Source organism: Saccharothrix stipae (assembly GCF_054781895.1).
This window is the reverse complement of the sequence record NZ_BAAGTN010000017.1, coordinates 1137030-1147320: the sequence shown is the minus strand read 5'-3', so window position 1 is coordinate 1147320 and position 10291 is coordinate 1137030. Positions and strand designations below refer to the sequence as shown.

Below are 10291 nucleotides of genomic sequence, written 5' to 3'. Positions count from 1 at the left end.
ATGGGGTGGGGGTGGATGGCTGGTTGGCAGGGTTGGGCAGGTGGGGTGGGGCAGGTGGGGTGGTCGGGGTTCCGTCTCGATTTAACCGAGGGGTGGTAACAGTGTTTCCGTACATTTTCGGGCCGATCTCACTCGATCGTGTGGCCCGTGGCTCGTTCCACCGCAGGTGGGGGATGGCGAAGGGCCCGGTTCGCTGGAAGCGAACCGGGCCCTTCGAGACTTCATCCGATCGAACCTCGGTCAAGTGACCTGGTCGATCAGAAGTCCATGCCGCCGCCCTCGGGCATGGCCGGGGCAGCGCCCGCCTTCTCCGGCTTGTCCGCCACCACGGCCTCCGTGGTGAGGAACAGCGCGGCGATCGACGCGGCGTTCTGCAGCGCCGAACGGGTGACCTTCGTCGGGTCCGGCACGCCGGCCGCGAGCAGGTCCTCGTACACACCGGTCGCGGCGTTGAGGCCGTGGCCGACGGGCAGGCCCTTGACCTTCTCCACGACGACACCGCCCTCGAGGCCGGCGTTGATGGCGATCTGCTTCAGCGGCGCCTCGACGGCGACCCGAACGATGTTCGCACCGGTCGCCTCGTCACCTTCGAGGTTCAGGCCCGCGAACGCGATCTCGGCGGCCTGCAGCAGCGCGACGCCACCACCGGCGACGATGCCCTCCTCGACGGCGGCCTTCGCGTTGCGCACCGCGTCCTCGATGCGGTGCTTGCGCTCCTTCAGCTCCACCTCGGTGGCGGCGCCGGCCTTGATCACCGCGACACCGCCGGCCAGCTTCGCCAGGCGCTCCTGCAGCTTCTCGCGGTCGTAGTCGGAGTCCGACTTCTCGATCTCCGCGCGGATCTGGTTGACGCGACCCTGGATCTGCTCGGGGTCACCCGCACCCTCGACGACCGTGGTCTCGTCCTTGGTCACGACGACCTTGCGGGCCTTGCCCAGCAGCGACAGGTCGGCGTTCTCCAGCTTGAGGCCGACGTCCTCGGTGATGACCTGGCCACCGGTGAGGATCGCGATGTCCTGCAGGATCGCCTTGCGGCGGTCGCCGAAGCCGGGCGCCTTGACGGCGACGGACTTGAACGTGCCGCGGATCTTGTTGACGACCAGCGTGGCCAGGGCCTCGCCCTCGACGTCCTCGGAGATGATCAGCAGCGGCTTGCCGCCCTGCATGACCTTCTCCAGCAACGGGAGCAGGTCCTTCACGGACGCGATCTTCGAGCCGTACAGCAGGATGTACGGGTCCTCCAGGATCGCTTCCTGGCGCTCGGGGTCGGTCACGAAGTAACCGGAGATGTAACCCTTGTCGAAGCGCATGCCCTCGGTGAGCTCGAGCTCGAGCCCGAGAGCGTTGCTCTCCTCGACGGTGATGACGCCTTCCTTGCCGACCTTGTCCATCGCCTCGGCGATGAGCTCGCCGATGGTCGAGTCGCCCGCGGAGATGGACGCCGTGGCGGCGATCTGCTCCTTGGTCTCGACCTCGCGCGCGGTCTTCAGCAGCTGCTCGGTCACGGCCTCGACGGCCTTCTCGATGCCGCGCTTGAGGCCCAGCGGGTTGGCGCCCGCGGCCACGTTGCGCAGTCCCTCGCGGACCAGGGCCTGGGCGAGCACGGTGGCGGTCGTGGTGCCGTCACCCGCGACGTCGTCGGTCTTCTTCGCCACTTCCTTGACGAGCTCGGCCCCGATCTTCTCCCACGGGTCCTCGAGCTCGATCTCCTTGGCGATGGAGACGCCGTCGTTGGTGATGGTCGGCGCGCCCCACTTCTTCTCGAGCACGACGTTGCGACCCTTGGGGCCGAGCGTCACCTTGACGGCGTCGGCGAGAATGTTCATCCCACGCTCGAGACCGCGGCGGGCATCCTCGTCGAACGCGATCATCTTGGCCATTGCGGTGTGTTCCTCCGCCTGATTACGAATGGGGCCACTGCGGACGCGCGCCCGCAGCGGAACACGGTGCTTCGGCCAGGCTCGGTGCCCGCGACGGACGACCAGCCCCCTGGAGGGGACGGGCCTCACCGTCCCAGCCTGCGTGTTGGCACTCAGGTGTTCCGAGTGCCAATTACGTGTTTAGCACTCGACGGAGGAGAGTGCAAGAAGACGTGGTCAGCGGGACGAGCGGACGGGCACGCTGGTGGGCAGCGGTTTGCTGCTGGTCGTGCCCCCGACCTCGATGGATTGGCTGGTGCCGGTGTTGCCGCCCTGGCGCGGAGGTTCATCCTTCGGCGTGAGGATCACCACGAGGATGACGATGAGCACGATCGCGACCGCACCCGCGAGCACGGGCGCGAGCCACGCCGGCCGCGTCTTGGCGGTGGTGGTGAACGCACTGGCGCCGACCTGCGCGGGCGGCCGCAGCCGCACCGGCTCCTGGAGGAACCCCGGCTGCTGGTAGGGCGTGCGGTACTGGCCCTGCTGCGCCACGGGCACGCCGCCGGTCTGCGGGCCCATCGGCACCGCGCCGGAGTCGGTGCGGCGGTGCGGCGGCGCCCCCTGCGGCGCGGCGGACAACGCGGCCCGCGCGGCCGCGACCAGCTCGGCGCACGAGCCGTAGCGCTTCGACGGGTCCTTGGCGGTGCCCTTGCGCAGCACGTCGTCGATGGCGGGCGGCAGCGCGACCACGGCGCTCAACGACGGGATCTCCGCGCCGAGGTGCCCCTGGATGACGTCCTGCACACCGCCCTGGAACGGCGGCCGACCGGACAGGCACGCGAACACCATGCACGCGAGCGCGTACTGGTCGGTGCGACCGTCGAGGGGTTCGCCGCGCAGGTGCTCGGGCGCGGCGTAGGTGGGTGAGCCGAGGAAGTCGCCGGTGCGGGTCCGGTGCCCGGTGGCGCCGCGCCTGGTGAGGCCGAAGTCGGCCAGGTAGACGTGCTCGCCCGCGGCTTCCTTGGTGGTGACCAGCACGTTGGCCGGTTTCACGTCCAGGTGGACCAGGCCCTTGCCGTGCAGCATGTCCAGCGCCTCGGCGACCTGGCCGAGCAGCGACAGGGTGCGCGCGGGCGAGAGCGGGCCGTCCTTGATGTGCGACGCGAGGTCCTGGCCGTCGACCAGCCGCATGGCGATGTAGAGCAGGCCGTCGACCTCGTCGAAGTCGTAGAGCGGCACGATGTTGGCGTGGTCGATCGCCGAGGTGTTGCGCGCCTCGTCGACGAACCGCTCCCGGAACTCGGCGTCCGCGGTGAGGTGTTGGCCGATGACCTTCAGGGCGACCTTGCGACCGAGCCTGACGTCCGTGGCCTTGTAGGTCACGCTCATGCCACCGCGGCCGAGCACCCCGTCGATCCGGTAGTGGCCCAACCGTCGCCCGCTCAGGTCCTCCGACACGCACGGAGCCTAACGTCCGCGTACAGCGCCTTGCGCGGGGTTCCGGCAAACGGACGCCGGCGTGCGGCCCGACCCGCCGCGACGGCGGGTCGGGCGGAGATCACGGCGCCTTGCGCACATCCGATGCCTGGCTGCGGCCGTCGCGCCCCGCTTGGATCTCGAACTCCACGCGGTCGCCCTCGGCCAGCGTCCGGAAGCCTTCCATCTGGATCGCCGAGTAGTGCACGAAGACATCGGGGCCGCCGTCCGCCGCGATGAATCCGTAGCCCTTCTCCGAGTTGAACCACTTGACCGTGCCGACAGCCAAGACGTCCTCCTTCGAGAAATACCTTGAGCAAACCGCCACGCTAGAGGCACGAGGGGGTTCGCCGATACCTCCTTATGGAGTCATGACCGCACGCTGAATCCGTTGTCGCGCAACCAACTGACAAGTCCGCGCGGGCTGCGGGTCCGGGTGAGCACGAGCCCGGGACCGGCGAAGTCGAGGACCAGTCCTTCGCCGTTCCGCACGGATTGGGGCGCGTCGGGGGAAACGGCGCGCAACCGGCACTGCACGGTGTCGGTGAACGCGACCACGTGACCGCCGGCGACGGTGACCAGTTCGCCGGGTTCGAGGGTGACCACGTCGAGCGTGCCGTAGCAGCTGAGCACGACGGGCCCGGTGCCGAAGGCGTAGGTGAGGAACCCGTGGTCGCCGCCGTGGAGGGCGCGCACGGGTGGCGCGGTGGGGTCGAGGTGGGCGGTGGCGGCGCAGGCGAGCCAGCTGTCGCGGGCGACGCACCAGCCGGTCGTCCCCTCCAGTTCGAGCACGTGCAGGTCGCCGGGCAGGGGCGGGGCGACGTCGACCCAGCCGCCTTCGGGGCCCGCGGTGCACAGCGCGGCGCTGACGCCGGGCGACTTGGTCCGGGCGTCGACGGCGATGCCGTAGCTGGTCGCGAGCACGGAGGAGCGCTCGACCACCACCGGTTCACCGGGTGCCAGGACGAGTCGGGCGACCCCGAAGGTGGGGGTGTGGCGGGTCCGGACCTGCAACTTTCCCCCTGTCGTGATCAGCCGGTTGGAGCAGTCTGCCACGGGCGCGGCAGGATGGGGCGCGTGTCGAACACGCTGACCCGAGTCGCTGATCACAAGGCCCGTGTCGCCGGGCTCGTCGGGCGGATGCCGGTGGTGGCGTCGCCGGTCGCCGACTGCCTGGGCCTGGTGCTCGCCGAGGACGTGGTCGCGCCGGTGCCGCTGCCGCCGTTCGACAACTCGGCGATGGACGGTTACGCGGTGCGCGCGGCAGACGTGGCGTCGGTGCCGGTGGAGCTGCCGGTGACCGACGACATCCCGGCGGGGCGGACGTCGTCGGGGCCGCTGGCGGCGGGCACCGCGCACCGGATCATGACGGGCGCGCCGGTGCCGCCCGGTGCGGACGCCGTGGTGCAGGTGGAGTGGACCGACGGCGGCACGTCGGTGGTGCGGGTCGACCGCGGGGTGGCGGTCGGCGCGAACGTGCGGCGGATGGCGGACGACGTGGCCGTGGGCACGACGGTGCTGCGCGCGGGCGTCACGCTCGGTCCGGCGCAGCTGGGGTTGGTGGCGGCGCTGGGGATCGGCGCGCTGCCGGTGCGCCGGCGGCCGCGGGTGCTGGTGCTGTCGACCGGGTCGGAGCTGGTGGGGCCCGGTGTGGCGTTGGCGCCGGGGCAGATCTACGAGTCGAACGGCGTGATGCTCGCCGCGGCGGTGCGCGAGGCGGGTGGCGAGGCGGAGCTGCTGCGGTTCGTGCCGGACGACGTGGCGCGGTTCCACGAGGCGATCGGGCCGAGGTTGGCGTCGTTCGACCTGCTGCTCACGTCGGGCGGGGTGAGCGCGGGGGCCTACGAGGTGGTGAAGGACGCCTTCACCGGGCGCGGCGTGGAGTTCACGAAGGTCGCGATGCAGCCGGGCGGGCCGCAGGGCGCGGGGCGTTACCGGGGTGTGGCGGTGGCGACGCTGCCCGGGAACCCGGTGAGCGCGCAGGTGTCGTTCGAGGTGTTCATCCGGCCGGCGCTGCGGGCCGCGATGGGGTTCTCGCACGTGGAGCGGCCGGGGGCGGTGGCCCGGTTGAGCGCGCCGATCACGTCGCCGGCGGGGCGCACCCAGTTCCGGCGCGGCGCGTACGACCCGGAGTCGGGGCGCGTGGTGACGCCCGTCGGCGGGCCGGGGTCGCACCTGCTGTCGGCGTTGGCGATCAGCAACTGCCTGATCGAGGTGCCGGAGGACGTCACGGAGCTGGCGGCGGGGGCCGAGGTCACCGTCCGCTTCCTGCACGGAGAGTGATGTCGCCCTGACCGTTCGACGTTGATCATCGCTGTGACGCGGCTTACACTCGTGGTGATCGGAGTTCCGGTCGGTCCGTGCGTTCGTCGGGGGACGCACGGGCGGGCCGGACGAGGCCGGCGAAGCCGCGTAGCGTGTGGCGGGCCGGAAGCACCGCCCTGACACGGAAGAGCCATGACCGTCGATCGCGACAAGCACAGTGGTGCCGTCTCCCACTTCCTCCAGCTCGCTCGGGGGATCGTCCCCCCGATGCACCCCGCGGGCCGCCCCTTCGTAGCGGGCGCCGCCGTCGCCACGCTGCTGCTGCGCCGGTACTCCAAGCGCGCCGGTGTCGTCGGCGCGCTGCTGACCGCGTGGGTCGCGTGGTTCTTCCGCGAGCCCAAGCGCACCACGCCCACCCGACCGGACGTCGCGGTCGCACCGGCCGACGGCACCGTGTCGCACGTCGTCGAGGCCGCGCCGCCCGCCGAACTCGGGCTCGGCTCCGCGCCGATGACCCGGATCAGCGTGTTCCTGTCGGTGTTCGACGTGCACGTGCAGCGCGTGCCCGTGGCGGGTCTCGTGCGGCAGGTGTCGTACCGGCCCGGCAAGTTCCTGTCCGCGGACCTGGACAAGGCCAGCGAGGACAACGAGCGCAACACCGTGTGGCTGAGCACCGCGGCCGGCCAGGACGTGGTGGTCGTGCAGATCGCGGGCCTGGTGGCGCGGCGGATCGTGTGCGAGGTCGCCGAGGGCGACAAGGTGGCGGTCGGGCAGACCTACGGCCTGATCCGGTTCGGCTCGCGGGTCGACCTGTACGTGCCGACCGGCAGCCGCGTGCTGGTGGAGGCCGGGCAGCGCACCATCGGCGGCGAGACCGTGCTCGCCGAACTCCCCTCGGAGGGCTGAGCGGATGGCTCCCAGCGGGCCGGGGATCAGGCTGCTGCCCAACGCCATCACGGTCCTCGCGATGTGCGCCGGGTTGTCGGCCGTGCACTTCGCGATCACCGGCATGTACGGGGCGGCGATCGGCTCGATCGCCGCGGCGGCCGTGTTCGACGGGTTGGACGGGCGGATCGCCCGGCTGCTCGACGCGACCAGCAAGATGGGCGCGGAGCTGGACTCGTTGGCCGACGCGATCTCGTTCGGCGTGGCGCCCGCGTTGGTGATCTACGTGTGGAAGTTCGACCTGAGCCGTGAGGGCTGGGTCGTGGCGTTGATCTTCGCGGTGTGCATGGTGCTGCGGTTGGCGCGGTTCAACACGCTGCTGGAGGTCGAGCAGCCGCCGTTCGCGAAGGAGTTCTTCGTCGGCGTGCCCGCGCCGGCCGGCGGGTTGCTGCTGCTGCTGCCGTTGATCCTGGACGAGCAGCTGGGGCGGCCCGGGTGGTGGTCCGGGCCCGTGGTCGTCGCGGTGTGGACCGTGGGGATCGCGTTGCTGCTGGTCAGCCGGATCCCGACGCTGTCGGTGAAGACGATCAAGGTGTCGCCGCGGTACGTCGCGCCGTTGCTGGTGCTGGTCGGGTTGCTGGCGGCGGCGGTCGTCACGTTCCCGTTGGCGGCGTTGATCGCGGCGATGCTGGTGTACCTCGCGCACCTGCCGTACTCGGTGCGGCGGTACCGGTGGTTGGCCAAGCACCCGGAGGCGTGGTCGGTGCCGGCGGCCGATCGGCGGGCGATCAAGCGGGCGCACGGGGTGGCGGCGCGGAGGTTGGGCTTGCGGCAGCCGTTGGGCGGTCGGGTGGCGGGTGCCGCGATGCGTGCCGTGCGGCGGCCCCGGCGGATGGCCGATCCGACGCAGGTGGCGGCGGAGACCAACGGCCAGGGGCGGCCGGGCAAGCGGCGGGGTTGGCGACAGATCGGCTTGCGCCGGCATGATCGGCCGTAGCTCGGTACAGTGGTCCTGACCTGCTGTTTCAGGTAGCGACGCGGTGCACGATCGGGTGAATCTCGATCAGGTCATTCACCAAAACGCCGTTATTGAGAACCTGAAACGTCGGTTGAAACAACGAGGCCGGCAACCAACCCGTGCCTCGCGACAGCCGCCCCGGCCCGCCGGCCCTGGAGCCCCCGGCCCCGAGCCACTCGGGCCGGACGGATACGGATAGGAACGGACCGCCCGAACCCGGACTCGGGCCGGATGGGTTCTGGCGGACGGGCTCGGCCGGACGGGCTCGGGCAGACGGATCGGGCGGACGGGCCCGGGTCGGCGCGCCGCTGTCGGACGCGCCCGACCGGGGCGGGGCAGGCTGCGGCGAACCACCCGACCCGGATGGCCGGCCCCAACTACGCTCACCCCCGTGATCACGCTGACCGCCCGCCTGTCCCCCTCGGCCCTGGACACCCGCCGCGGGGTGGTTCGCCTGCACCCGGAGGTGCTGGACGCGCTGGGCCTGCGCGCGTGGGACGCGGTGCGCCTGACCGGTGCCCGGGTGAGTGCCGCCCTCGCCGCCGCCACGGCGGGCGACGGGCCGCCCGGGGTGGTGCTGGTGGACGACGTGACGCTGTCGAACCTCGGCGTGGTGGAAGGCGCGGAGGTGGTGGTGGCGCCCGTGGACGTCGCCGCCGCCCGGTCGGTCACCGTCGCCGGGTCGCGGTTGGCCGGGACGTCGCTCACGCCCGAGACGCTGCGCATGGCGTTGACCGGCAAGGTGTTGACCGTCGGGGACGCGGTGTCCCTGCTGCCGCAGGACCTGGCCCCGCCGCCCGGGGCGGACGTGAGCGCCACGCGGCGCAAGCTGTCCAACGCCATCGGGATGACGTGGACCAACGAGCTGTTGACCATCACGTCCGCGGACCCCGCCGGTGGGCCGGTGGCCGTGCAGCCGTCGACGGTGGTCGGGTGGCGGGATGGGGCGCGGACGGGTGATGCGCCCGCGGTCGTGTCGGGAGCGGGTCGGGGTGGGGTGGCCGGGGTCGGGGCGGCCGGAGTGGCGGGAACGGGGGCGGCTGGGGTCGGAGTGGCCGGTGTCGGGGCCGCCGGTGTCGGGGCCGCCGGTGTCGGGGCCGCCGGTGTCGGGGCCGCCGGTGTCGGGGCGGCCGGGGTGGTGGCGGCCGGTGGGGTCGGGGCGGGTGCGGGGGCGGGTGTTGCGGAGGGTCTCGACGGCGGGGTCGGAGACGTGACCGCAGCGGTGCCGGTGGCGGATTTGGTGGGGCAGCAGGAGGCGGCCAAGCGGTTGGCGGAGTGGTTCGACCTGACGTTCAGCCACCCGGAGCTGCTGGTGCGGCTGGGTGCGACGACCCGGTTGGCGGCGTTGGTCAGCGGGCCCGAGGGGGTCGGCAAGGCGACGTTCGTGCGGGCCGTGGCGCAGGGCGCCGAGGCGGCCGTGGTGGAGGTGGCCGCCCCGAGCATCGCGGTGTTGGAGGCGAACGCGGCGGCGCAGCGGGTGGTCGACGCGGTGAACCGGGCCCGGGGGCAGGCGCCCGCCGTGTTGTTGTTGACCGACGTGGAGTCGCTGTTGCCGGCCGCCTCGGCGCCGCCTGTGGCGACGGTGGTGCTGGACGCGTTGCGGGAACGGCCCGAGGGGGTGGCGTTGGTGGTCACCAGCGCGCACCCGGAGGCGATCGACCCCCGGCTGCGCGTGCCCGAGCTGGTGGACCGGGAGCTCGTCCTGCCGCTGCCCGACGGCCCGGTGCGGACCGAGTTGCTGCGGGTCCTGCTGCGCGACGTCCCGGTCGAGTCCGATGTGGACCTCGGCGTGATCGCGGACCGCACGCCCGGGTTCGTCGCGGCGGACCTGGTGGCGTTGCGCCGGGAGGCGGCGTTGCGGGCCGCCCTGCGCCAGCTGGACGTGGACGAGCCGCGGGTGGCGCAGGCCGACCTGCTGGGTGCGTTGGAGATCGTCCGACCCATCTCGATGTCCACTTCGGACACGTTGCGGACCGGCGGCCTGACGTTGGCCGACGTCGGCGACATGACCGAGGTGAAGCAGGCGTTGACCGAGGCGGCGCTGTGGCCGTTGCAGTACCCGGATTCCTTCGCCCGCCTCGGCATCGACCCGCCGCGCGGTCTCCTGCTGTACGGGCCGCCGGGGTGCGGGAAGACGTTCCTGGTGCGCGCGTTGGCGGGTACCGGGCGGTTGAACGTGCTGTCGGTCAAGGGCGCGGAGCTGATGGACAAGTTCGTCGGCGAGTCCGAACGGGCGGTCCGCGAGCTGTTCCGGCGCGCGGCCGAGGCGGCGCCCGCGATGGTGTTCCTGGACGAGGTCGACGCGTTGGCGCCCCGGCGCGGCCAGTCGTCGGACTCAGGCGTGGCGGACCGGGTGGTCGCGGCGCTGCTGACGGAGTTGGACGGGGTCGAGCCGTTGCGGGACGTCATCGTGCTGGGTGCGACGAACCGGCCCGAGCTGGTGGACCCGGCGTTGCTGCGGCCGGGCCGGTTGGAGCGGTTGGTGTACGTGCCGCCGCCGGACGCCGGGGCGCGGGCGGAGATCCTGCGGGCGTCGTCGCGGAACACGCCGCTGGCGTCGGACGTGGACCTGGACGCGGTGGCGGAGGAGTTGGACGGGTACTCGGCGGCGGACTGCGCGGCGTTGATCCGCGAGGCCGCGTTGACGGCGATGCGCGAGTCGTTGTCGGCGGCGGAGGTGACGGGTGCTCACCTGGCGTCGGCGCGCGAGCGGGTGCGGCCGTCGTTGGACCCGGCGCAGCTCGCCGCCCTGGCCGCCTACGCCGAGTCGCGCGAGCGGTGAGCC

8 protein-coding genes are annotated in these 10291 nt (G+C 72.4%); 4 read left to right on the top strand and 4 right to left on the bottom strand.

The window, feature by feature from the left end; genetic code table 11:
• Positions 1-257: 257 nt before the first annotated feature.
• The 4 genes from groL to ACYVLT_RS33545 all read right to left on the bottom strand — a co-directional run bounded on the left by groL (position 258) and on the right by ACYVLT_RS33545 (position 4352).
• On the bottom strand, positions 258-1880 hold the full coding sequence (groL, locus tag ACYVLT_RS33560) for a chaperonin GroEL (RefSeq protein ID WP_461124139.1): 1623 nt from the start codon (positions 1878-1880) through the stop codon (positions 258-260).
• A 216-nt stretch (positions 1881-2096) separates the two neighbouring features.
• Positions 2097-3320 carry a serine/threonine-protein kinase gene (locus ACYVLT_RS33555; protein ID WP_461124138.1) on the bottom strand — a complete coding sequence of 408 codons (1224 nt, stop codon included), beginning with the start codon at positions 3318-3320 and terminating at the stop codon, positions 2097-2099.
• A gap of 100 nt (positions 3321-3420) precedes the next feature.
• A complete protein-coding gene (locus ACYVLT_RS33550; protein WP_033443686.1) occupies positions 3421-3627 on the bottom strand; it encodes a cold-shock protein in 207 nt (68 codons plus the stop codon).
• Positions 3628-3707: 80 nt separating this feature from the next.
• The gene (locus ACYVLT_RS33545; RefSeq protein WP_461124137.1) at positions 3708-4352 is read right to left on the bottom strand and encodes an AIM24 family protein; all 645 of its coding nucleotides are present in this window, start codon (positions 4350-4352) and stop codon (positions 3708-3710) included.
• A 54-nt stretch (positions 4353-4406) separates the two neighbouring features.
• Here ACYVLT_RS33545 and moeA point away from each other — a divergent pair, with 54 nt between their 5' ends.
• From moeA to ACYVLT_RS33525, 4 genes are all read left to right on the top strand, one after another.
• A complete protein-coding gene (gene moeA / locus ACYVLT_RS33540; protein WP_461124136.1) occupies positions 4407-5621 on the top strand; it encodes a molybdopterin molybdotransferase MoeA in 1215 nt (404 codons plus the stop codon).
• 174 nt (positions 5622-5795) lie between these two features.
• Complete coding sequence (locus tag ACYVLT_RS33535) at positions 5796-6509, top strand: phosphatidylserine decarboxylase (RefSeq protein ID WP_461124135.1); 714 nt, start codon at positions 5796-5798, stop codon at positions 6507-6509.
• A 4-nt stretch (positions 6510-6513) separates the two neighbouring features.
• A complete protein-coding gene (gene pssA / locus ACYVLT_RS33530) occupies positions 6514-7485 on the top strand; it encodes a CDP-diacylglycerol--serine O-phosphatidyltransferase (protein WP_461124134.1) in 972 nt (323 codons plus the stop codon).
• Positions 7486-7897: 412 nt separating this feature from the next.
• On the top strand, positions 7898-10288 hold the full coding sequence (locus tag ACYVLT_RS33525) for an AAA family ATPase (protein WP_461124133.1): 2391 nt from the start codon (positions 7898-7900) through the stop codon (positions 10286-10288).
• The last annotated feature ends 3 nt before the right edge of the window (positions 10289-10291 follow it).

Bases quoted from the DNA above. Each gene is read 5' to 3' on its own strand.
- ACYVLT_RS33535 (WP_461124135.1), top strand. From the start codon at position 5,796: ATGACCGTCGATCGCGACAAGCACAGTGGTGCCGTCTCCCACTTCCTC.
- groL (WP_461124139.1), bottom strand. From the start codon at position 1,880: ATGGCCAAGATGATCGCGTTCGACGAGGATGCCCGCCGCGGTCTCGAG.
- moeA (WP_461124136.1), top strand. From the start codon at position 4,407: ATGGGGCGCGTGTCGAACACGCTGACCCGAGTCGCTGATCACAAGGCC.
- pssA (WP_461124134.1), top strand. From the start codon at position 6,514: ATGGCTCCCAGCGGGCCGGGGATCAGGCTGCTGCCCAACGCCATCACG.